Raw genomic sequence first — 21,187 nt, forward strand, 5'->3', positions numbered from 1 at the left:
GCTAGCGTTGATAAATAATTTCAACGCCTTCCTCGTCTTCATCGTCCCAGTCATCCCAATCTTCGTCATCTTCCTCTTCGACGGCATGCTGTTCGATCGTTTCACGGTGATAGTCGTCCCACATAAACTCGACTTTCTCTGCCGCTTTCTCTGCCTTAGCTTCTTCTTTCGGCTGAGAATTAATAAACTTCATAACATCCCAACAGAGATCTTTCACCCCCTGTTGGCTCGCTGCAGAGATCAGGTAGTAATCACCTTCCCATCCTAGATCGTCGGCGATCTGTTTTGCACGTGCAGCGGCTTCTTCCGGATCGAGTAAATCGGCTTTATTAAAGACTAACCAACGCGGTTTCTGGTAGAGCTTGTCGCTGTATTTTTCTAACTCACCAAGGATAATGCGAGCATTGTCCACTGGGTTACTTTCATCTATCGGTGCTAAGTCGATGAGGTGAAGTAATACACGACAACGCTCAAGGTGTTTCAGGAAGCGAATACCGAGTCCTGCACCATCCGCAGCGCCTTCGATCAAACCAGGAATATCCGCGACAACAAAGCTCTGCTCATTGTCCATACGCACGACACCCAAGCTTGGTACTAAGGTGGTAAAAGGATAATCGGCGACTTTAGGTTTAGCGGCAGATACCGCACGGATAAAGGTCGATTTACCGGCATTAGGAAGTCCTAACATCCCTACATCAGCAAGTAGCATTAACTCTAACTGAAGATCACGCTCTTCACCCGGCGTACCATTAGTTTTTTGGCGTGGCGTACGGTTAACGGAAGATTTAAAACGAGTATTTCCCAATCCATGCCAGCCGCCTTTAGCGACCATCAGGGTTTGCCCATGCTCAGTCATATCCCCAAGCGTTTCGCCAGTACCTTGATCGATAACACGGGTTCCCATTGGCACCTTCACCGTAACATCTTTACCACGCTTACCAGTACAGTCACGGCTTTGGCCATTCTGACCCCGTTCCGCGCGGAACGCTTTTTCAAAGCGATAATCAATTAAGGTATTAAGGTTTTCATCAGCAACTAACCAAACATCGCCGCCATCGCCGCCATCGCCGCCATCTGGACCACCTTTAGGAATATATTTTTCGCGACGAAAGCTAATACAGCCATTTCCACCGTCGCCAGCAACGACAAGGATCGTTGCTTCATCAACAAATTTCATTTCTTCTCTCCGTCATGCATACGCCGTCCAGAGCCAGGTCGGCGGGTCCGCCATGGTCATATCAGCTGACCGGCAGCGGATCTTAATGTTTGATCTCAATTATAGTGAGCAGGAATAGGCGATCAAACAAGGGATTCGTTCGTGTACTCAAGGATCTATTACAACAGAATGTAAAAAGCCCCGCAAAGCTGCGGGGCTTTAATTCTTCAGTCCTACAGGAAAACCTGCAGAGAGAACCGGTTACTCAGCAACGATGCTGACGTATTTACGGTTTTCTGGACCTTTGACTTCGAATTTGATTTGACCTGTTGCAGTAGCGAACAGAGTGTGGTCACGACCACAACCTACATTGTTACCCGCATGGAATTTAGTTCCACGTTGACGAACAATGATGCTACCTGCTAGTACAGTTTCTCCGCCAAAGCGTTTTACGCCTAGACGTTTAGCGTTTGAGTCACGACCGTTACGAGTCGAACCACCAGCTTTCTTGTGTGCCATTTGTTAAATCTCCTCTTAAGCGCTGATGCCAGTAATTTTCACATCAGTGAACCACTGACGGTGGCCTTGCTGCTTACGATGGTGTTTACGACGACGAAACTTAACAATTTTAATTTTCTCGCCACGACCATGAGCTACGACTTCAGCTTTGATAACACCACCAGAAACTAACGGTGCACCAATAGTCACTTCTTCGCCATTAGCAATCATCAGAACCTGGTCAAACTCAACAGTTTCACCGGTTGCAATGTCTAATTTTTCCAAGCGAACGGTCTGACCTTCGCTTACTCGGTGTTGTTTACCACCACTTTGGAAAACCGCGTACATATAAACTCCGCTTCTGCGCTAGCCTTTTAGGTTAAATAGGCGGCGCGATAAAATATTCACATAGGGCGCGAATTCTACGCAACAATCCTGCAGAAGACAAGTGAACTTTTCAGGTATTGCAGAAAAAAAAGCCAAGTCACGCTCCAAGGTTTCGCAATATGAAATTTCTAGTACAATAAGTTTATTCTTAGTGATCGTTATTGATAAATTAACGCTCGATGGAAGTGTTAGACTTACTCTTTGGCGTGGTTCTGGACACCAGCAGAATTTCCGCGACTTTTACCCGAAATGCCGTTGAAGATGGCTCACAGAGATAAACTGACTAATTGTATGAATTTAGAGCAGATAACAGAACTTACCGCCTTGGATATGGCTGCGGTAAATAAAAATATTCTCAAGCAACTTGATTCAGATGTCGTACTCATCAGTCAGCTAGGCCATTATATCGTTAGCGGTGGCGGTAAACGAATTCGACCCATGATTGCGGTACTTGCGGCGCGCGCGCTGAACTATGAGGGAGAGAAACATATCCTCAATGCCGCTTTAATCGAATTTATCCATACCGCAACGCTACTACACGATGATGTCGTCGATGAATCTGACATGCGTCGGGGTAAAGCCACCGCTAACGCCGCTTTTGGTAATGCAGCAAGTGTATTGGTTGGCGACTTTATTTATACACGCGCTTTTCAGATGATGACCCAATTAGGATCCTTGAAGATCCTCGAGTTAATGTCGGAAGCCGTTAACGTGATCTCTGAAGGCGAGGTATTGCAGTTGATGAACTGCAACGATCCAGACATCACAGAAGAAAGTTACCTACGTGTTATCTACAGTAAGACGGCACGTTTATTTGAAGCTGCTGCGCAAACCTCGGCCATTCTCGCCGATGCCACGCCCGCACAAGAGCAAGCATTGAAAGATTACGGCCGTTACATTGGAACTGCTTTCCAGTTAATTGACGATTTGCTTGACTATAGCGCGGACAATGAAGCACTCGGTAAAAATGTCGGTGATGATCTAAGTGAAGGTAAGCCAACCCTGCCATTGCTGCATGCAATGCGTAATGGCACTCCAGAACAAGCTGCAATGATCCGCCGTGCAATTGAGGAAGGTAATGGACGTCACTTACTCGAAGAGGTCCTCGCAACCATGCAGCAGTGTGGTTCCTTAGATTGGACACAACAGAGAGCCGAAGAGGAAGCGAACAAAGCAATACAGGCGTTAGCAATACTTCCAGCCACTCCTTGGCGTGAAGCACTCGAAGCTCTTGCACGAATGTCAGTACAGCGCGATCGCTAAGCCACTGTGAGCTACAAGCTTAATCCACTTGTAGCTCAGCCATCACCTCACCTTCCAACGTCAACCTCAGTTTATCCCCCGTGAGCAGCTTTCCCACGCCCTTAGGCGTTCCGGTAAAAATAATATCACCCGGTTGCAACGCGATATAACGACTGATAAACGAAATAATGTGTTGAATAGTAAAGACCATTTCGCTGCTAACGCCTTGCTGAACGGTCTGTTCATTAATATCTAACGTAAAATGGATAGGTTCTGGAAGAGAGTCTTTCTCAACAAAATCACTCACATAGCAGGATCCATTGAACCCCTTAGCCAGTAACCAAGGTAATTTTTTACTTTTTAAATCAGCTTGCAGATCACGCGCGGTAAGATCTAACCCGACGGCAATAGCATCGTAGTAGGCTTCAGCTTGATCGCATTCGATCTGAAAAGCGGGCGCGGAGATCCTCACTACGAGCTCAGTTTCGTAATGCACATCTTGGGAGAAAGTGGGTAATACAATAGTACTACCCATAATCAGTGAGCTATTCGGTTTACTGAAAACGACGGGGTCTTCTTCTACACGATTACCTAGCTCTTGGGCATGTTCAATATAATTACGGCCTATACAGTAGATGTTATTAATCATTATCAACTCCAGTTGAGGTTAACCAACAAGTTACCGTTAATTTCATTCTCTCGACGTTGGAACATATCAGGAGAGTGCACTTTTTTCCTCATAAATAGTTCTTCCAGAACGAGATAACCACCTAATTTTTGGAATTAATAGGATTATTAATGCTTTGCATTAGTTACAATAATTATGCGATGAGCCCTGCATATAAAGGAATCTAATCATATTTATATGGAAACTTTAGGTAATTTTCTGCTATATATTTCTATAGCATAAGAATTAAATGGATAATGTAAACCGTATGGAGAATGACATGGAAAAGTTAAAGAATGATTGGCATAGCGCAGATATTATTGCAGCTTTACGTAAAAAAGGAACTTCATTGGCGGCGGTTTCAAGGAATGCTGGCCTAAGCTCTTCAACTCTAGCCAATGCACTTTCACGCCCTTGGCCCAAAGGTGAGTTATTGATCGCGCAAGCGGTAAATGTCCATCCATCAGAAATCTGGCCAAGCAGATACTTTGATCCCGTAACAGAAGAGTTAATGGACAGATCTCAATTAATTAGAACTAAAAGAAAGAAAAAGAATAACGATCCAAATATGAGTTCATCCTCCGCATCGTAATAAAAGATAAAAAAATAGCCCCGATACGACACCGTATTCGGGGCTGATTGTTAGATAAGTGGGCGATTCACTATTCGTCGTCGCCAGGGACTCGGTCAATGGTTGCCCCCAATCCACGAAGCTTATCTTCAATATGTTCGTAACCGCGATCGATATGATAGATACGTTCTACGTAGGTAGTGCCTTCCGCAATGCAGCCCGCTAGAACTAAACTTGCCGAAGCGCGTAAATCTGTCGCCATGACTTGAGCGGCTGACAGTTTTTCTACTCCATAGCAAATCGCTGTGTTGCTCTCAATCTCGGCGTGAGCACCCATACGAATTAACTCTGGAATATGCATGAAACGATTTTCGAAAATCGTTTCAGTAATAATTCCGGTTCCTTCTGCAACGAGATTCAACAGTGTGAACTGCGCTTGCATATCGGTTGGAAAGCCTGGGTGAGGAGCGGTACGTATATTCACCGCCTTTGGTCTACGCCCATGCATATCCAATTTGATCCAATCTTCGCCTGTCTCTACCGTTGCGCCTGCATCACGAAGTTTTGCTAGAACAGCATCCATCGTATCGGGACGTGCTTTTTTACAAAGGATATTTCCACCAGAAATCGCCGCCGCAATCAGGAAAGTTCCCGCCTCAATACGGTCAGGCACGACGGTGTAGGTACCTCCACCTAGGCGCTCAACACCTTCGATGGTAATTTTATCTGTACCCGCTCCATTAATTTTTGCACCTAGTGTTTTCAAAAATTCGGCCGTATCGACAATTTCTGGTTCACGCGCAGCATTTTCGATAATCGTTGTACCTTCGGCCACGGTTGCCGCACTCATGATCGTAACGGTTGCACCGACACTCACCTTATCCATGACGATATGTGCACCCTTCAAGCGCCCATCGACCGTTGCTTTGACGTAGCCTTCTTCAAGCTTGATTTTTGCACCCAGCTGTTCAAGACCCGTAATATGTAAGTCAACAGGACGAGCACCAATCGCACAACCGCCGGGAAGTGAAACTTGTCCGTGACCAAAACGTGCGACTAAGGGGCCGAGCGCCCAAATCGATGCACGCATAGTTTTGACTAATTCGTATGGCGCACAAAAGATATTCACTTCGCTCGCATCAACCAGAACCGCACCGTTTTTACGCTCAACTTTAGCCCCTAATTGGGTCAACAACTTCATCGTTGTATCGATATCACGCAGTTCAGGAACATTTTGGAGTGTTACAGGTTCCTCAGCGAGCAAAGCGGAAAATAAAATAGGTAGCGCCGCATTTTTTGCGCCAGAAATGGTGACTTCACCGCTTAAACGGGAAGGCCCCTGTACTCGAAATTTATCCATTGATACGGTTCTCAATTAACACTCAATATGCAGGATAGTGACCGCAGATAATCCGCTGTCACTATGATTTAGAAGCCATTTAATTTGCGATCACGCGCCCACTCATCGGGAGTGTAGGCTTTGATGGAAACAGCGTGAATACGATTATCCGCAATAAATGGCATTAGGGGTGCATAGACAGCCTGCTGCTTCTTAACACGGCTAAGGTCAGTAAACATCTCGCCTACCGCTATCACTTGGAAGTGACTGCCGTCACCAGTGACATGAACTTCATCTAGCGTCAGTGCTTCTTCTAGCACTGATTGGATTTCATTGGTTTCCATTGCGCTTTCCTACTCCTCAATTTAGGGCCATTATTTTAGTCCAATTTGGCCTCATCATAAACAAGGAAAGCTCTTGAATCCATCAGCCAAATTTATTTGTTCAGGCACTGTCCTCATAAGGCAACACGCTCTGAAGATTATATAGCACAATCAATGAGCGCAATGCGGGCTGCACACCTTGTAACAATAATGGGCTTTCCGCTTGAGCGTACGCCGAGAAATGCACCAATAAGGCGAGTCCTGCGGAATCAACATGTGAAAGCTGTGAAAGATCGATAGTGCAAATCCCGGTCAAAATATTATGTCGTTGCTGCCATAGGTCTGCTAATGAGTTATGCACTAATTCGCCCTGTAAGGAGAGTTTACTCTCCTTACATTGCCAACGAAGCGTCTGGCTCATTTAGCACCTTGCCCTAGAGTAATGGGCTGATTAGCATAAACTTTTAAGTTTTGAGTTAGCCCATCAATACCCTTGGTACGCAGTAGATCCGCCCACTCATTTTGCTTAGTGGTGATCATACTGATCCCTTCCGCAACCATATCGTAGGCTTGCCATTTACCGCTTTGGGTATTCTTACGCCATTGGAAATCTAAACGAACTGGCGGACGTCCATCTGGGTCAATAATGGAGACACGGATCGCTAGCATTTTCGCATCACCCAAAGGTTGAGCCGGTGCAATCTGATAAGTTTGCCCATGGTATAGCGCTAACGCTTGACCATAGGCTTGTGCTAGGTAGTCGCCAAAGGCGTTAAAGTAAGCTTCTTTTTGCGCAGGCGTCGCTTGACTGTAATAGCGACCAAGTACCAATGCACCCGCATATTTTATTTGAACGTAAGGCAGTAACTCTTGGCGCACAATATCGCGTAGATAATTTGGGTTTTGCTTAATTTTAGGTTGTTCGTTTTTTAAACGGTCAAATGTTTTTGCCGCAGCTTGGTTCATCAAGGTATAAGGGTTAGTTTGATCAACTTGCCCTTCTGTGGGCGCCGCGGCATAGACCGAACCAATAGTCATTGGCATTACAGCCAGTACGCCTGCAAGAAGTAGTGATTTAGACATCTTATTTCCTCTTAGTGAGCGACTGAAGTCGCTTGCGAAGCAGCGTTATCTGACGAGTTATTGTCAGAAGATTTACTATCTTTACTGTTATACAAAAATTGGCCGATCAGATCTTCCAGCACCATTGCCGATTTAGTATCGGTAATCTTCCCGCCATTTTGTAGCATGCTGGTTCCTAATTCGGGATCGCTGAAACCTAAGTTTAGCGCAAGATATTGCTCCCCTAATAACCCTTGGGTGCGAATAGCCAAACTACTGCTATCAGGGATCTTGTTCAGATAGTGATCGTCGATAGCGAGGGAAACGGTAGGGGTCAAGGTATCTTTAGCAAGAGAAATATGGGTAACTCGGCCAATGACCACACCACCAATTTTTACTGGTGAGCCAGCTTTTAAACCGCCAATATTGTCAAACTGCGCACTCAGTGACCATGTCGGGGCACTGCGCCAAGCCGTGACATTCGCGACGCGTAAGCAAAGAAATAATCCGGCAAGAATCGCCAATAATAGAAATAACCCTACCCAGATTTCACTTTTTTTGTTTTGCATAACCTTAATTCCCAAACATTAGTGCAGTCAGCACAAAATCTAATCCAAGGATCGCTAATGAAGCATGGACTACCGTACGCGTTGTGGCACGGCTAATCCCTTCAGACGTTGGTGTCGCATCGTAGCCATTAAATAGGGCTATCCAAGTCACCGTAATGGCGAAAACGATACTTTTAATTACACAGTTAACGAGGTCAGTCTGGAAATCGACACTACTCTGCATCGCACTCCAGAAGAAACCTGCATCAATGCCTTTCCAAAGAACCCCGACCAGCGCTCCTCCGAGAATCCCTACCGCAGTAAACATAATAGAGAGAAGAGGCATACTGATCACGCCTGCCCAAAAGCGGGGGGCTACGACTCTACGCAGCGGGTCCACTGCCATCATTTCCATACTGGATAGTTGTTCGGTAGCTTTCATTAAGCCTACCTCAGCAGTTAATGCGGACCCAGCCCGGCCAGCAAAGAGTAACGCGGTAACCACAGGCCCTAGTTCTCTAAGCAGCGAGAGGGCGACAACCATCCCTAGGCTGGTTTCAGCGCCATACGTTTTTAGTACCATATAACCTTGCAGGCCAAGTACCATGCCAATAAACACGCCGGAAACTAAAACTATCAATAAGGATAAAACGCCAAGGCTGTAGAGCTGACTCAAGAGTAGACGGCCTTGTTGTAAAGGTTCTGGTTTTCCTATAAGGGCATGAAATAACATTAACCCGGCGCGTCCTAACGCTTGGCAACGAGCAATTCCCCAGCGCCCAAGCTTCGCAAATACCGTTAATACCATGTTTTAGACACTCCTCGTCCCAACTAAATCGGCCAGATAATCGCCGGCAGGATAACGAAAAGGTACTGGCCCATCTGCTTCGCCATCAATAAATTGCCGAACTTGTGGATTATCATTCACTCGCAAATCACTAGGCGTTCCTTGGGCTACAATCCGTTCCCCCGCCACAATGTAAGCATAATCGGCAATACTTAACACTTCAGGGACATCGTGCGAAACCACGATACAAGTTACCCCTAAAGCTTGGTTGAGTTCGTCAATTAACTTCACTAACACACTCATAGTAATGGGATCCTGCCCAACGAAAGGTTCATCAAACATGATTAAATCAGGCTCTAAAGCAATAGCCCGTGCAAGTGCGACACGCCTAGCCATCCCACCAGATAATTCGGCAGGCATCAGTTTTTCTGCTCCCCGTAAGCCGACAGCCTCTAGTTTCATCATGACCGTGGTATGCAATAAGGCTGGGGGTAATTGTGTATGTTCCCGTAAAGGCCATGCCACATTGTCGTAAACGTTTAAGTCCGTAAATAGCGCCCCCGATTGAAAAAGCATGCTCATTTTCTTGCGAGCTTGATAAAGCTTACTTCTCGATAAAGTCGGGATATTTTGGTTTTGAAACAATATTTCCCCTGAATTGGGAGTCAATTGTCCACCTATTAAGCGCAGCAATGTGGTTTTACCTATGCCGGACGGTCCCATGATTGCTGTGACTTTGCCTTTGGGAACCGTTAACGAAATATTGTCGAAAATAGTCCGGTTTCCCCGTTTAAACGACATATTGCGAATATCCACAATAGGAGTTTGTGACTGCACCATAACGACCTCAGTTCATGGATAGAGTTAATTAAGGCTAGCGTAAGTTTAGCTAGGTAAACGGATTCTACCGAAAGGAGAAAAATTTTTTTTAATTAATTACGGCTTAAAATTTACTTTTAGACAAAGTGCATTCAAAATTCCCAAAATTTAGCGACTCATCGCCCCTTAACCCTCTTATTCGTTTGCACTTACCAAGGAAAATTGATGTTAATCTCAGCCATGCTATTCATTGTAGGCTTATTTTTACTCGCCTATGGCAGTGATCGGCTGGTCTTTAGTGCAGCGGTATTGAGTCGTATGTTGGGAATTTCGCCACTGATTATTGGCGGGGTCATTGTCGGGCTAGGCACTTCACTTCCGGAAATTATTCTCTCATTTTCAGCTTCCCAACATGGGTTAAGGGAACTTGCTGTCGGCCTCGCCCTAGGCTCGAATATCACCAATGTATTACTTATTCTTGGTATTGCGCTAGTTCTGCGACCTATATCCTTACATTCAGCATTACTTCGCCATGAACTCCCGCTAATGTTGCTGGTTACCCTACTTGCAGGTTTAGTACTCGTAAATCAGCAGTTAACCCATTGGGATGGCGTTGCGCTCTTATTTGTCGCGCTAGTATACCTTTATGGCATGCTGCGCCTGATTAGGCGTACTTCCAGCGCCATACCCGATAAGCTCACTCAAGAACAGTTATCGGTTTTACCCGATCAGCAAATCTCTTTTACGGTGGCACTGTTATGGCTAGGTGTGGCACTCATACTATTACCGATTGCTACCCGTATGATCCTTGATAATACTTTAGTTGTCGCCGAATTTTTAGGGTTGAGTCAACGTGTTGTCGGCCTTCTATTCTTATCCGTGGGTACCAGCCTTCCCGAATTAGCCACCGTTATTGCAGGGATAACACGTGGGCAACAACACTTAGCCATTGGGAATTTAGTGGGCGCACATATTTATAACCTTGCTATCGCGCTAGGAATACCTGCACTCATTGACCCTGGAAAAATCTCCGAAAAAACCGTTAATCATGATTTTTGGCTAGTATTTGTCGCCAGTTCACTATTAACTTTACTTTGTCTTAAACAAAATAAAGTTAATGGGCGTATTATAGGAATACTATTGCTCATTGGATTTGTAATTTGGGCATTTTGGCTATGCTGCCCTTTCAGGTCAGTGACGACATCCTAAGGATAATACTATGGGTTTTCAGCCTGAACCAAAAAACATCAATTTTATTGATGCGGGCAAGAAAGTACTACGTATTGAACGCGAGTGCTTGGAACAACTAGAAGAATTTATTAATCAAGAGTTCGCCATCGCTTGTGAAATGATGCTCCACTGCTCTGGAAAAATCGTTGTGATGGGAATGGGGAAGTCAGGTCATATTGGCCGTAAAATTGCGGCAACACTTGCCAGTACTGGTACACCGGCTTTTTTTGTGCACCCTGGCGAGGCGAGTCATGGTGATTTAGGGATGATCAGCCCAAATGATATCGTCTTAGCGATTTCGAACAGTGGAGAGTCTCAAGAAATTCTTTCTTTGATCCCAGTGATAAAGCGATTAGCCATCCCCTTACTCTGTATGACCGGAAGGCCTGAAAGTACCATGGCTCGGGCTGCACAAGTCCATCTTTGTATTAAGGTTCCCATTGAAGCTTGCCCTCTTGGGCTAGCGCCAACCAGTAGTACGACAGCTACCCTAGTTATGGGGGATGCCCTTGCAGTCGCGCTATTAGAAGCGAAAGGATTTACACAAGAAGATTTTGCTTTGTCACATCCTGGTGGCGCATTAGGTAGGAAACTACTGATTCATGTCAGTGATATCATGCATTCCGGTGAGGAAATTCCTACCGTATCGGAGCAAGCCACTTTACGCGATGCGCTGTTTGAGATTACGCGTAAAAAAATGGGGATGACCGTCATTACCCAATCCGAAGGTAAAATAGCCGGCATTTTTACAGATGGCGATCTACGCAGGGTGATCGATATGAATATCGACCTACAATCGACGCCTATCGCCGAGGTTATGACTCATGGCGGGATTCGTGTTGCCCCACAAATTTTGGCCGTTGATGCGCTAAATATCATGCAACAAAAAAATATAACCTCTCTCCTCGTTGAGGAGCAGGGAAAACTGATAGGTGTTGTACACTTGCACGATATGTTACGTGCGGGCGTCGTATAAACAGGACAGATTATTTAATGAATGCAGAAAGCCACGTTGACACATGCTATGGCCCTATTCCACGCGAAATCATGGAACGCGCAGCACAAATAACACTCCTTATTTGCGATGTAGATGGTGTGATGTCCGATGGTAATGTTTATCAGGGGAATTCTGGTGAAGAGCTCAAGGCTTTTAATGTCAGAGATGGTTATGGAATCCGCTGTCTGTTAACCAGTGATATTGATGTGGCGATAATTACTGGGCGAAAAGCAAAATTACTGGAAGACCGTTGCGCAACTCTTGGTATCCAACATTTATATCAAGGGCAATCTCATAAAGTTATTGCATACCAACAGCTTCTAGAAAATCTTCAATGCGCCCCACACCAGGTTGCCTATATTGGCGATGATCTGATTGATTGGCCAGTCATGAAGCAAATTGGGCTGAGTGTTGCGGTCGCAGATGCCCATCCCTTAATTCAGCAAAGAGCACACTATAAAACAGGTATTGCTGGCGGACGGGGGGCAGTGAGGGAACTTTGTGATATCATCCTTATGGCACAAGACAAATTTGAACAAGCCGAAGGGTTATCAATATGAGTAACGCGCGTAAATGGATCATTGGGCTTCTCGCGGTAATTGCACTGGTTCTCATTGGCTGGAATATTACCTCATCGAATGATAACAGCGCTTCCTCTGCGGTTAATGACCAGTCCCCTACTTATACCAGTGAAACCTCTAAAACCACTGTTTACAATCCACAGGGATCCTTGGCGTATCGATTAGTCTCTAAACAAGTCGAATATTATGATGTACAACAGCTGACTTGGTTTTCCCAGCCGGTATTAACGACCTACGATGATACAAAGCGTGCGGCTTGGGTACTAACCGCCGATAAAGCAAAACTTACGCAGGACAGAATGCTCTACCTCTACGGGCATGTTGTCGTACAATCCCAACTATCGGACTCGCGTTTACAACGCCTTACCACGGATTCAGCCCAAATTAATTTAGTGACACAAGATGTTACCTCTAATGATAAAGTAAATCTTCGAGGCATTGGATTTGAGTCTAACGGAACGAAATTACGCGGTAATTTACGCGCGAAAACAGCCGAGTTGCTTGAAAAGGTAAATACTTCTTATGAAATTCAAAAATAAATCTTCATTGAATCTGCTGCTAGCAAGTGGATTACTCGCGCTGAGTCTCCCTGCATTAGCCGTTACTGGCGACTCAGATCAACCTGTTCATATCAATTCCATTAATCAATCTTTGGATATGGATGGCAATATTGCGACATTTACAGGCAACGTTGTGATCACGCAAGGAACGATTAAAATCCAAGCGGATAAAGTTGTTGTAACCCGTCCTGGTGGCGATAGTAAGAAAACGTTAGTCGATGCTTACGGTAATCCAGCGACCTTTTACCAAATGCAAGACAATGGTAAACCTGTAAAAGGTAGCGCCAGCAAGCTGCATTATAATTTGGCTGCAGACTCTGTCGAACTGACCGGTAAGGCGCATGTCCAACAACTCGATAGTAATATCAATGGTGATCGCATTACCTACTTGGTGAAAGCACAAAAAATGCAAGCTTACAGCCAAGGCCAGTCAAAGCGTGTTACGACAGTATTGATGCCGTCTCAGCTACAAGACGACAAAAAATCCTCTACCCCCAAAACCAGAGGTCAATAAGCCCTATGGCAACGTTAACGGCAAAAAACTTAGCGAAATCCTATAAAGGCAGACAAGTAGTAGGCGATGTCAGCCTAGAAGTTAACTCCGGTGAGATCGTTGGCTTATTGGGGCCAAACGGCGCAGGAAAAACCACGACCTTCTACATGGTAGTCGGTATCGTTCAGCGCGACGCTGGGCGGATCATTATTGATGACGAAGACATTAGCTTGCTCCCCTTACATGCACGCGCGCGTCGTGGCATAGGCTATCTGCCTCAAGAAGCCTCTATCTTCAGAAGGTTAAGTGTATATGATAACCTGATGGCGGTATTACAGATTCGCGATGATTTAAATAATGAACAACGTAAAGCACGTGCCGATGAGCTTCTTAAAGAGTTTCATATTGAACACTTAAGAAAAAGTTTAGGTCAGTCATTGTCAGGTGGTGAACGCCGACGCGTAGAAATTGCTCGCGCTTTAGCTGCTAACCCTAAATTTATTTTATTGGACGAACCCTTTGCAGGTGTTGACCCGATCTCGGTGATTGATATAAAAAAGATTATCGAACATTTACGCGACAGTGGCCTAGGTGTGTTGATTACCGACCATAATGTGCGGGAAACCCTCGCAGTGTGCGAACGTGCCTACATAGTAAGCCAAGGACAATTGATTGCTCACGGAACTCCAGAAGAGATTCTTGAAGATGAGCAAGTAAAAAGGGTTTATTTAGGAGAGGAATTCCGACTGTAGTCTCAGGCTGTTTTTTTAATTTCTGGCAATTGGGTCTATGATGATGAAACAAAGTCTGCAATTCAGACTCAGCCAGCAGCTGGCAATGACTCCCCAGTTGCAGCAGGCGATTCGCCTACTGCAACTCTCTACTCTCGAGCTGCAGCAAGAACTTCAACTCGCCTTGGAGAGTAATCCACTATTGGAGCAAACCGATACCCTCTCTGAGGTTGATGCGGTGGAAGATACAGAGAGCGCCTCGCTTGATACGCGTGAAGCGTTAGAGCAGCACGACATGCCATCTGAACTCCCTCTTGATACAGAATGGGACTCTATCTATACCGCAGGTACTCCCTCTGGCACCGGTAGCGATTACTACCAAGATGAACTCCCCGTCTATCAAGGTGAAACAACACAATCTCTGCAAGATTACCTGACATGGCAAGCAGAATTAACGCCTTTTTCGGAAACTGATCGGGCAATAGCAACCTCGATCATTGACGCGATTGACCCTACTGGATACCTCACTATCCCCCTTAACGATATATTGGAAAGCGTGGGTATTGATGACTGTGAAATCGCAGAGGTCGAGGCTGTTCTTAAACGTATCCAACATTTTGACCCGATTGGTGTGGGGGCTCGAGATTTACAAGAAACGCTACTAATACAGCTTTCTCAATTTTCCACTGATACCCCATACTTATCCGAAGCAAGGAGTATTCTTCAACAGCATCTCGATCTCCTTGCTAACCACGATTTTAGAAGCTTAATGCGAGTGACTCGTTTAAAAGAAGAGGTATTGAAGGCGGCTATACAGCTGATACAAACACTCGATCCTCGACCTGGTCAGTCCATCAACACGGGTGAGTCTGACTATGTTATTCCTGATGTTTTGGTCAAGAAAATCGGTAAAAAATGGGAAGTCGAACTCAATTCAGATAGTTTACCGCGTTTAGGTATCAACCAACATTACGCTGCCATGAGTGGGGGGGCGGCTAACGAAAGTGATACTCAATTTATCCGTAGTCATCTTCAAGAAGCTCGTTGGTTAATCAAAAGCGTTGAGAGCCGAAATGAGACGCTGCTTAAAGTTTCTCGGTGTATTGTCGAACAGCAACAAGCTTTCTTCGAACTCGGGGAAGAACACATGCGCCCCATGGTATTGGCGGATATTGCCGACGTGATAGAAATGCATGAATCGACAATCTCACGAGTGACCACACAGAAGTTTTTACACAGTCCGCGCGGGATCTTCGAACTTAAGTATTTCTTCTCGAGCCACGTCAACACGGATAATGGTGGCGAGGCCTCATCAACAGCGATCCGAGCGCTGGTCAAACGCTTTATTGCCGACGAAAATCCTGCTAAGCCATTCAGTGATAGTCGATTGACCACGCTGCTGTCTGAACAAGGCATTATTGTTGCCCGTCGGACTGTTGCCAAATATCGCGAGTCCCTAGCGATTCCTCCCTCTAACCAACGTAAACGGCTTGTGTGAGAGGTTATTGCGCGTTAGTCATAAAAAGCGCATAGTGATTTCAGCTATGTAAATTACTTGCCTGCATTAGGTGTTCTGTTACCATGCAGGCCAATCAATGATCGTCATTAACCACGGTGTATGTGTCTGACTCATCGTCAAACCATCAGCAAGTGAATACTATGAATAGCGACCTTCCTTTAGAATTAGGTAATGTACTAACGCTTGATTGCACACGCAATAATGTAAACTGCCAAAGCAAAAAGCGGGCGTTAGAGATAATTAGCGAAATTGCGGCGGGCCAGCTCAATCTGCCTCATCAACTTATATTTGAAACGATACTCAACCGCGAAAAAATGGGGAGTACAGGTATAGGGGGTGGGATAGCTATTCCTCATGGGAAGCTCGAGCAAGATACATTACGCTCCGTGGGTGTTTTTATAAAGCTTGAACATCCTATTGCTTTCGATGCGGTAGACAACCAACCGGTCGATCTTCTTTTTGCACTGTTGGTACCTGCTGGACAATGCAAAACACATCGTCACACACTCGCATTAATCGCCAAACGCTTAGCAAATAAAGCTATCTGCCGGCAACTTCGCCAAGCTGATAGTGATGAAATGCTCTATCAAATATTGATGGGCGATATCGATGACGAAGAGTAATAGCCCTTAACCTAGATTGACTTGTAAGGTTCGCAGGAGAAACAATGTCATGGCACTGATGATCGTCAGCGGTCGTTCTGGCTCCGGTAAATCGGTCGCACTACGTGCGCTTGAGGATATGGGATTTTATTGTGTCGATAACCTCCCCGTTGAACTTTTACCTGAGTTGGCAGCAACGTTAGCAAAAAGAGAAATCTCCGCCGCTGTAAGTATAGATATTAGAAATATTCCAGAATCACCTCTACTTTTTGAAGCCATTTTGGATAGACTCGACGCAGAATTTACTCCGCAACTGCTATTCTTCGATGCTAATACCAATACATTGATTCGCCGCTATAGTGATACCCGCCGGCTCCATCCGCTGACAGTTCGAAATCTTTCGCTTGAAGACGCAATTCTACACGAGTCAGAGTTGCTTGAACCTTTACGCTCACGTGCCGACCTGGTCATTGATACGTCAGAGATGTCGGTACATGAACTTGCAGAAATGTTACGTACCCGCTTATCAGGTAAGCCGGAGCGAGAGCTCACTATTGTCTTCGAATCCTTTGGTTTTAAATATGGTTTACCTGTCGATGCAGATTATGTTTTTGATGTAAGATTCTTACCCAATCCACACTGGGATGTAAAGCTTCGTCCGATGACAGGGTTAGATCACACTGTTTGTCAGTTTTTGGAGCGCCACACCGATGTTCATCAATTTATCTATCAAACGCGTAGCTATCTAGAATTGTGGTTACCCATGCTGGAAAGGAATAATCGTAGCTACCTTACCGTAGCAATCGGATGTACCGGTGGGAAGCATCGTTCAGTCTATATTGCGGAACAGCTAGCGGATTACTTTGCCTCTCGTGGTAAAAATGTTCAACGCAGACATCGTACCTTGGAAAAGAAGAATCATGACCGTTAAGCAAACTGTTTCTATCCAGAATAAATTGGGAATGCATGCCCGCCCTGCAATGAAGTTATTTGAATTAGTACAGAGCTTTGATGCTGAGGTTTTACTGAGAAATGAAGTCGGTACCGAGGCTGAAGCGAACAGTGTTATTGCTTTATTGATGTTAGATTCAGCCCAAGGAGGCAAAATTGAAGTCGAAGCTAACGGCCGGCAAGAGGTTGAAGCCTTGCAAGCCGTTGTTGAGCTTTTTGCCTCGAGGTTTGACGAAGAGTGATCGTCTAATAGAGGTGGTGTTGTATTAAAAAAGGCTGACCACCCAATTGGCGCATTTGACGCATAATCCATTGCTGCCTCATCTGTATATAACGTGAGGGTGCTTGGGCTTTATAGCGAAGTGGCGAGGGTAATACCGCCGCAAGTAAGGCTGCCTGACTTTCTGTTAGTTGTTTAGCCGGCTTGTGAAAATAAGCTTGCGAAGCGGCCTCCACCCCAAAGATCCCTGGTCCAAATTCCGCGACGTTAAGATAGACGGTGAGGATACGCTTTTTACGCCAAATCGCCTCTATTCCAAGGGTCATTCCCGCTTCGATTGCCTTACGCACCCAGCTACGCCCATCCCACAAAAACATATTTTTAGCAGTTTGCTGTGATAATGTTGAAGCACCTCGTAGATGATCTTCACCTCGCTGCGTCAAGGCTGAATTTACCGCACTAAAATCAATTCCCCAATGCTCAGGAAAACGTTGGTCTTCCGAGGCAATCACCGCAAGAGGCATCCAAGGGGAAATCTCATCCATGCTAACCCAATCAGAATGTGCACGGTATGCAAAGTTACCGGACGACCAAGCGCTAATTTGTCGTTCAGCCATAACTGCGGAAAAAGGTACAGGCAGAACAGTCCATAGTAAGACTGAAAGAAACCATAAGCCGATACAAAATAAAAAACCTTTTAAAAGCGTTTTTTTTACCTTTCTCAACCATGATGTATGCTTTGGCTTCATTGTTTACCTTCGTCCAGACAAGATATTGTATTATCTATTATAAATGTTTAGTGATGATAAGCGGTAATCCGCTCAAAAACTTTCATTACAAGAGCAAAAGGAAACGGTTCCAACTCTCATCTTTGAGCGCTGTCTATCGACGATCCCTGACATCAATCATGAATAAATTTTAATCATATTCAATTAGCGTTAGCCAATAGCACCCTCATTTGTTAAACTAATTATTAACATCGCTGCAACTTAAAAGCATGACAGTTGAAGAAAATACTTATAGGAAGGTATTAATTCGTTTTGTTAAAGCAGAAGATTAAGCTGTAGTTTATGCATTCACTATTTTAATCTTTCAAACGATTAGCAAAACCTATCTTTCTATGGCGATCAAAAGGTATAACCTTGTAACTAAAGGCCATTCTTATGGGAAAATAGTTGCCTACTGGATATAACCATTGATAATATAAGGTTATTAGCTATTAGGTTGCCTTGAGTATCAATTTGAGTGGATTATTGCCTTCTTTTTAACCACCCCACTCATAAATGCATTACTTATGTTAATGTTTTATAGAAATCGGTACCATTTGTTTGATACAGTAGTCTCAGTACCCAATACCACTGAATAGCAACACGATTACTCTCAAAAAAGAACAGTTTTTGTGCTATTTGGTTCAATTTCCCTGGTGTTGGCGCAATCTTCGCGCACCCCGGTTTTACCGGGGTAATTTTTCTTTACGTTCTTCTCCCTACCCACTCTTTTAATACCTTAACATCGTTCTGCCATGTGCTATGTAATTCATCGACCCAATCTTGAACATTGTCCCACCAAGCGGGCAGCTCCGGTGATTGTATCTGTTGAGCAACCTTCTGTAGATGCTTAAGACCTACAGCCCCAGCGGCCCCCTTAATTTTATGTCCTTGTTCCGCGATCTCATTCTGATCCCGTGCCAACATATTCGAATCGAGTGCTTCGAGATAGTCTGGCATCATTTTCTCGAATATAATCAGGCCATCAGAAATGAGAGAGGGTCCGACTAGGCTTAAATATTGTTCTAACATTTCGGTATCCAATCTATCCGAAGGCTCAGACGTCTGAGGTTCGACTCGCTCAGTCACCTCTTGAGAATTGTTATCCCAAAACTGTCTGATGGTTGCCGTCAAGGCTGGAACAGAAAGTGGTTTACTTAAGACACCATCTAGTCCCGCGTTGAGATATTCACTCTTATTCTTCAGCACGTTAGCGGTTAAGGCAACCAAAGGAGGGAGCTGTTGTGTGGTAAAACGCTGTTGTAATGCTCTTGCGACATCTAACCCCGTCATATCCGGTAATTGGATATCAAGTAGCACCATATCAAACTCATCGGGTTCAAAAATATCTAATGCTTCTTGCCCCGTCATTGCCACTTCGATGGAACAGCCTAGATTTTCGAGTACAGATCGAGCGACGACAACATTTAACTCAATATCTTCAACCAGTAATATATGCAGAGCCGGTAAAAGCCACTCTTCTTCTTCCTGCGTTTCAGAAGCTTCACTGATCACCTCCGGAGCGCTGACATCGAGCGTGAAACAGGCTCCGTGGTGCGGCTCGCTCTCAACACTGAGATGTCCGCCCATCGCTTCTGCGATACGAGCCGATATCGCCAGCCCTATACCCGTCCCGGTAGCCGGTTTACCACCATGCTCATCTTCAACTTGATAATACATAGCAAAAATCTTGCTCTGTTCAGACTGAGGAATACCTATACCCGAGTCCTGTACCGCAAACGTTAAGTGCTGAGACTGAAAACTAACATGAATAGAGATTTGCCCTTCTTTTGTAAATTTGACGGCATTACTGAGCAAATTCCATAAAATCTGACGCAAACGTGTCCCATCAGTTATGACGGTTTGGGGTAACGGGGCATCAACCTGCATCGTGAAGGTTAAGCCTTTGGGTTGAACCAACAATCCTGCTAAGTTTTCTAAGTCAGCGATAAAATCCGTAAAATTGATGGGCTGACAATCTAATTTAATGTTTTGCCGCTCGATTTTATCCATCTCAATGACGTCGTTAAAAATATTCCCTAACGTAATGGCAGAAACATGGATAGTTTTTAAATAATTCAGCTGCTCTTGATCTAATTGAGTATCTAAAAGTATACGACTCAATCCGACGATACCGTTTAAAGGAGTGCGTAGCTCATGGCTGATGGTAGAAATAAAGGTCGTTTTATCCCGGCTGGCATTTTCTAATGCTTCTTGATAACGCTTACGTTCAGTAATATCCCGGCCAAATCCCATCAAGCCATTTCGCTTTCCTATACGGTCGTAATAAGGAACTTTACGTACTTCAAAGCAGGCTTTCTTACCGTCCGGATACTGTAACCATTGTTCATAGGTCAGGGCGATATTGTGGCGAAAGACTTTCTCATCGGTGGCAAGGATTTTTTCTGCGGCTTCCGGCTCATAGACATCTTGTGGTGTTAACCCAACGAGCTGCTGTTCACTTTTTCCAGTTAACAGCTCTAATGCACGGTTGCACCCTGAAAATTGACGATCAATATTACGATAGAAAACTAAGTCCGGTGACGCATCTAGAAAAGAACGTAAAAAAGAAGATTGCTGTTCCAATTCGGTTTGCGCTTTGATACGCCCTTCCATCTCTTCTTCTAATTTGAGGATCGCTCGTTCACGAGCTTGTTCAGCATTACGACGCTCAGCAATTTCTTGATTAAGCTGCGTGATGGTTTGTTGCATTTGTTGATTGAGCTGCAAGTCACGATCACGCATCTCTTCTAATTTATCGACTAACCTGGCTAAACGCTGACGCGACTCTTCGAGTTGGTCAACCACGACAGAGAGAAAATAAACGGCCCAAGGGGTGATTAACAATCCAAAGAATATGGAGCGCACAACATCGATTGATTCGACATGACCATGCAACAGCAGTGTTACCGCCATTTGCACAATCATCGCTAAGACCACTAACGCTGAAGCGAGAAGAAGGGAAAAGCGAACAAGGCCAAGTTTGACCATTAAATCAACGTAATACTGCGCTAGTAGGCGGATATGTTTCATAATCACTCCATCGTCGAGAAGTGAACATGATAGCGTAAAAATAACGCGGTAAGCAGAAGATTCACAGTAGAATATTAATGCGAATCATTTGCATTAATATTCAT

25 protein-coding genes are annotated in these 21,187 nt (G+C 44.8%); 12 read left to right on the forward strand and 13 right to left on the reverse strand.

Annotation, left to right across the window (positions count from 1 at the left end; translation table 11 throughout):
• Position 1: 1 nt before the first annotated feature.
• The 3 genes from cgtA to rplU form a co-directional block, all read right to left on the reverse strand.
• A complete protein-coding gene (gene cgtA / locus QJR74_RS13310; RefSeq protein WP_304372278.1) occupies positions 2 to 1,177 on the reverse strand; it encodes an Obg family GTPase CgtA in 1,176 nt (391 codons plus the stop codon).
• A gap of 240 nt (positions 1,178 to 1,417) precedes the next feature.
• Positions 1,418 to 1,675, reverse strand: a complete 258-nt coding sequence (rpmA, locus tag QJR74_RS13315) for a 50S ribosomal protein L27 (RefSeq protein ID WP_048911377.1) — start codon at positions 1,673 to 1,675, stop codon at positions 1,418 to 1,420.
• Between the two features lie 15 nt (positions 1,676 to 1,690).
• Positions 1,691 to 2,002, reverse strand: coding sequence for a 50S ribosomal protein L21 (gene rplU / locus QJR74_RS13320; RefSeq protein ID WP_029686306.1), 312 nt, complete (start codon positions 2,000 to 2,002; stop codon positions 1,691 to 1,693).
• Between the two features lie 330 nt (positions 2,003 to 2,332).
• On the opposite strand from rplU, the gene ispB reads away from it, so the two are divergent.
• On the forward strand, positions 2,333 to 3,304 hold the full coding sequence (gene ispB / locus QJR74_RS13325; protein ID WP_304372279.1) for an octaprenyl diphosphate synthase: 972 nt from the start codon (positions 2,333 to 2,335) through the stop codon (positions 3,302 to 3,304).
• Between the two features lie 19 nt (positions 3,305 to 3,323).
• On the opposite strand, the gene QJR74_RS13330 is transcribed toward ispB, so the two are convergent.
• Positions 3,324 to 3,932 carry a fumarylacetoacetate hydrolase family protein gene (locus QJR74_RS13330; RefSeq protein WP_304372280.1) on the reverse strand — a complete coding sequence of 203 codons (609 nt, stop codon included), beginning with the start codon at positions 3,930 to 3,932 and terminating at the stop codon, positions 3,324 to 3,326.
• Positions 3,933 to 4,230: 298 nt separating this feature from the next.
• Here QJR74_RS13330 and QJR74_RS13335 point away from each other — a divergent pair, with 298 nt between their 5' ends.
• The gene (locus tag QJR74_RS13335) at positions 4,231 to 4,542 is read left to right on the forward strand and encodes a helix-turn-helix domain-containing protein (RefSeq protein WP_304372281.1); all 312 of its coding nucleotides are present in this window, start codon (positions 4,231 to 4,233) and stop codon (positions 4,540 to 4,542) included.
• 70 nt (positions 4,543 to 4,612) lie between these two features.
• Here QJR74_RS13335 and murA read toward each other — a convergent pair whose 3' ends face one another.
• From murA to mlaF, 7 genes are all read right to left on the reverse strand, one after another.
• Entirely contained in the window at positions 4,613 to 5,881 is a 1,269-nt protein-coding gene (gene murA, locus QJR74_RS13340) for a UDP-N-acetylglucosamine 1-carboxyvinyltransferase (protein ID WP_304372282.1), read from the reverse strand.
• A 68-nt stretch (positions 5,882 to 5,949) separates the two neighbouring features.
• The gene (ibaG, locus tag QJR74_RS13345) at positions 5,950 to 6,204 is read right to left on the reverse strand and encodes a BolA family iron metabolism protein IbaG (RefSeq protein ID WP_304372283.1); all 255 of its coding nucleotides are present in this window, start codon (positions 6,202 to 6,204) and stop codon (positions 5,950 to 5,952) included.
• Between the two features lie 100 nt (positions 6,205 to 6,304).
• The gene (gene mlaB / locus QJR74_RS13350) at positions 6,305 to 6,604 is read right to left on the reverse strand and encodes a lipid asymmetry maintenance protein MlaB (protein ID WP_304372284.1); all 300 of its coding nucleotides are present in this window, start codon (positions 6,602 to 6,604) and stop codon (positions 6,305 to 6,307) included.
• Entirely contained in the window at positions 6,601 to 7,266 is a 666-nt protein-coding gene (gene mlaC / locus QJR74_RS13355; protein ID WP_304372285.1) for a phospholipid-binding protein MlaC, read from the reverse strand. The genes mlaB and mlaC overlap by 4 nt, the downstream gene beginning before the upstream one ends.
• Before the next feature lie 11 nt (positions 7,267 to 7,277).
• Positions 7,278 to 7,814: an outer membrane lipid asymmetry maintenance protein MlaD gene (gene mlaD, locus QJR74_RS13360; protein ID WP_304372286.1), complete on the reverse strand. Its 537-nt coding sequence runs from the start codon at positions 7,812 to 7,814 to the stop codon at positions 7,278 to 7,280.
• Positions 7,815 to 7,818: 4 nt separating this feature from the next.
• Positions 7,819 to 8,601 (reverse strand): lipid asymmetry maintenance ABC transporter permease subunit MlaE, encoded by a 783-nt coding sequence (gene mlaE / locus QJR74_RS13365; protein WP_304372287.1) that lies wholly within the window; start codon positions 8,599 to 8,601, stop codon positions 7,819 to 7,821.
• Positions 8,602 to 8,604: 3 nt separating this feature from the next.
• Positions 8,605 to 9,420, reverse strand: coding sequence for a phospholipid ABC transporter ATP-binding protein MlaF (mlaF, locus tag QJR74_RS13370; protein WP_304372288.1), 816 nt, complete (start codon positions 9,418 to 9,420; stop codon positions 8,605 to 8,607).
• Positions 9,421 to 9,624: 204 nt separating this feature from the next.
• On the opposite strand from mlaF, the gene QJR74_RS13375 reads away from it, so the two are divergent.
• From QJR74_RS13375 to npr, 10 genes are all read left to right on the forward strand, one after another.
• Positions 9,625 to 10,608 (forward strand): calcium/sodium antiporter, encoded by a 984-nt coding sequence (locus QJR74_RS13375; protein WP_304372289.1) that lies wholly within the window; start codon positions 9,625 to 9,627, stop codon positions 10,606 to 10,608.
• A gap of 10 nt (positions 10,609 to 10,618) precedes the next feature.
• Positions 10,619 to 11,605: an arabinose-5-phosphate isomerase KdsD gene (kdsD, locus tag QJR74_RS13380; protein ID WP_304372290.1), complete on the forward strand. Its 987-nt coding sequence runs from the start codon at positions 10,619 to 10,621 to the stop codon at positions 11,603 to 11,605.
• A gap of 17 nt (positions 11,606 to 11,622) precedes the next feature.
• Positions 11,623 to 12,186, forward strand: coding sequence for a 3-deoxy-manno-octulosonate-8-phosphatase KdsC (kdsC, locus tag QJR74_RS13385; protein ID WP_304372291.1), 564 nt, complete (start codon positions 11,623 to 11,625; stop codon positions 12,184 to 12,186).
• Positions 12,183 to 12,746 (forward strand): LPS export ABC transporter periplasmic protein LptC, encoded by a 564-nt coding sequence (gene lptC / locus QJR74_RS13390; RefSeq protein ID WP_304372292.1) that lies wholly within the window; start codon positions 12,183 to 12,185, stop codon positions 12,744 to 12,746. Before kdsC ends, lptC begins: the two co-directional genes overlap by 4 nt.
• Complete coding sequence (gene lptA, locus QJR74_RS13395; RefSeq protein ID WP_062812235.1) at positions 12,730 to 13,281, forward strand: lipopolysaccharide ABC transporter substrate-binding protein LptA; 552 nt, start codon at positions 12,730 to 12,732, stop codon at positions 13,279 to 13,281. Before lptC ends, lptA begins: the two co-directional genes overlap by 17 nt.
• A gap of 5 nt (positions 13,282 to 13,286) precedes the next feature.
• Entirely contained in the window at positions 13,287 to 14,012 is a 726-nt protein-coding gene (lptB, locus tag QJR74_RS13400) for an LPS export ABC transporter ATP-binding protein (RefSeq protein ID WP_304372293.1), read from the forward strand.
• A gap of 43 nt (positions 14,013 to 14,055) precedes the next feature.
• Positions 14,056 to 15,489, forward strand: a complete 1,434-nt coding sequence (gene rpoN / locus QJR74_RS13405; RefSeq protein ID WP_304374055.1) for an RNA polymerase factor sigma-54 — start codon at positions 14,056 to 14,058, stop codon at positions 15,487 to 15,489.
• Between the two features lie 161 nt (positions 15,490 to 15,650).
• Positions 15,651 to 16,133, forward strand: a complete 483-nt coding sequence (ptsN, locus tag QJR74_RS13410; protein WP_304372294.1) for a PTS IIA-like nitrogen regulatory protein PtsN — start codon at positions 15,651 to 15,653, stop codon at positions 16,131 to 16,133.
• Between the two features lie 49 nt (positions 16,134 to 16,182).
• On the forward strand, positions 16,183 to 17,043 hold the full coding sequence (gene rapZ, locus QJR74_RS13415; RefSeq protein WP_304372295.1) for an RNase adapter RapZ: 861 nt from the start codon (positions 16,183 to 16,185) through the stop codon (positions 17,041 to 17,043).
• The gene (npr, locus tag QJR74_RS13420; protein ID WP_304372296.1) at positions 17,033 to 17,305 is read left to right on the forward strand and encodes a PTS phosphocarrier protein NPr; all 273 of its coding nucleotides are present in this window, start codon (positions 17,033 to 17,035) and stop codon (positions 17,303 to 17,305) included. Before rapZ ends, npr begins: the two co-directional genes overlap by 11 nt.
• A 4-nt stretch (positions 17,306 to 17,309) precedes the next feature.
• On the opposite strand, the gene mtgA is transcribed toward npr, so the two are convergent.
• Both mtgA and arcB read right to left on the reverse strand, forming a co-directional pair.
• Positions 17,310 to 18,032, reverse strand: coding sequence for a monofunctional biosynthetic peptidoglycan transglycosylase (gene mtgA / locus QJR74_RS13425; RefSeq protein ID WP_304372297.1), 723 nt, complete (start codon positions 18,030 to 18,032; stop codon positions 17,310 to 17,312).
• 723 nt (positions 18,033 to 18,755) lie between these two features.
• Entirely contained in the window at positions 18,756 to 21,083 is a 2,328-nt protein-coding gene (gene arcB, locus QJR74_RS13430) for an aerobic respiration two-component sensor histidine kinase ArcB (protein ID WP_304372298.1), read from the reverse strand.
• Positions 21,084 to 21,187: the final 104 nt, after the last annotated feature.

Origin of the sequence: Tatumella ptyseos, from assembly GCF_030552895.1 — a bacterium.
Lineage (GTDB): Bacteria > Pseudomonadota > Gammaproteobacteria > Enterobacterales > Enterobacteriaceae > Rosenbergiella > Rosenbergiella ptyseos_A.

Bases quoted from the DNA above. Each gene is read 5' to 3' on its own strand.
- cgtA (WP_304372278.1), bottom strand. From the start codon at position 1,177: ATGAAATTTGTTGATGAAGCAACGATCCTTGTCGTTGCTGGCGACGGT.
- rpmA (WP_048911377.1), bottom strand. From the start codon at position 1,675: ATGGCACACAAGAAAGCTGGTGGTTCGACTCGTAACGGTCGTGACTCA.
- rplU (WP_029686306.1), bottom strand. From the start codon at position 2,002: ATGTACGCGGTTTTCCAAAGTGGTGGTAAACAACACCGAGTAAGCGAA.
- ispB (WP_304372279.1), top strand. From the start codon at position 2,333: ATGAATTTAGAGCAGATAACAGAACTTACCGCCTTGGATATGGCTGCG.
- QJR74_RS13330 (WP_304372280.1), bottom strand. From the start codon at position 3,932: ATGATTAATAACATCTACTGTATAGGCCGTAATTATATTGAACATGCC.
- QJR74_RS13335 (WP_304372281.1), top strand. From the start codon at position 4,231: ATGGAAAAGTTAAAGAATGATTGGCATAGCGCAGATATTATTGCAGCT.
- murA (WP_304372282.1), bottom strand. From the start codon at position 5,881: ATGGATAAATTTCGAGTACAGGGGCCTTCCCGTTTAAGCGGTGAAGTC.
- ibaG (WP_304372283.1), bottom strand. From the start codon at position 6,204: ATGGAAACCAATGAAATCCAATCAGTGCTAGAAGAAGCACTGACGCTA.
- mlaB (WP_304372284.1), bottom strand. From the start codon at position 6,604: ATGAGCCAGACGCTTCGTTGGCAATGTAAGGAGAGTAAACTCTCCTTA.
- mlaC (WP_304372285.1), bottom strand. From the start codon at position 7,266: ATGTCTAAATCACTACTTCTTGCAGGCGTACTGGCTGTAATGCCAATG.
- mlaD (WP_304372286.1), bottom strand. From the start codon at position 7,814: ATGCAAAACAAAAAAAGTGAAATCTGGGTAGGGTTATTTCTATTATTG.
- mlaE (WP_304372287.1), bottom strand. From the start codon at position 8,601: ATGGTATTAACGGTATTTGCGAAGCTTGGGCGCTGGGGAATTGCTCGT.
- mlaF (WP_304372288.1), bottom strand. From the start codon at position 9,420: ATGGTGCAGTCACAAACTCCTATTGTGGATATTCGCAATATGTCGTTT.
- QJR74_RS13375 (WP_304372289.1), top strand. From the start codon at position 9,625: ATGTTAATCTCAGCCATGCTATTCATTGTAGGCTTATTTTTACTCGCC.
- kdsD (WP_304372290.1), top strand. From the start codon at position 10,619: ATGGGTTTTCAGCCTGAACCAAAAAACATCAATTTTATTGATGCGGGC.
- kdsC (WP_304372291.1), top strand. From the start codon at position 11,623: ATGAATGCAGAAAGCCACGTTGACACATGCTATGGCCCTATTCCACGC.
- lptC (WP_304372292.1), top strand. From the start codon at position 12,183: ATGAGTAACGCGCGTAAATGGATCATTGGGCTTCTCGCGGTAATTGCA.
- lptA (WP_062812235.1), top strand. From the start codon at position 12,730: ATGAAATTCAAAAATAAATCTTCATTGAATCTGCTGCTAGCAAGTGGA.
- lptB (WP_304372293.1), top strand. From the start codon at position 13,287: ATGGCAACGTTAACGGCAAAAAACTTAGCGAAATCCTATAAAGGCAGA.
- rpoN (WP_304374055.1), top strand. From the start codon at position 14,056: ATGAAACAAAGTCTGCAATTCAGACTCAGCCAGCAGCTGGCAATGACT.
- ptsN (WP_304372294.1), top strand. From the start codon at position 15,651: ATGAATAGCGACCTTCCTTTAGAATTAGGTAATGTACTAACGCTTGAT.
- rapZ (WP_304372295.1), top strand. From the start codon at position 16,183: ATGGCACTGATGATCGTCAGCGGTCGTTCTGGCTCCGGTAAATCGGTC.
- npr (WP_304372296.1), top strand. From the start codon at position 17,033: ATGACCGTTAAGCAAACTGTTTCTATCCAGAATAAATTGGGAATGCAT.
- mtgA (WP_304372297.1), bottom strand. From the start codon at position 18,032: ATGAAGCCAAAGCATACATCATGGTTGAGAAAGGTAAAAAAAACGCTT.
- arcB (WP_304372298.1), bottom strand. From the start codon at position 21,083: ATGAAACATATCCGCCTACTAGCGCAGTATTACGTTGATTTAATGGTC.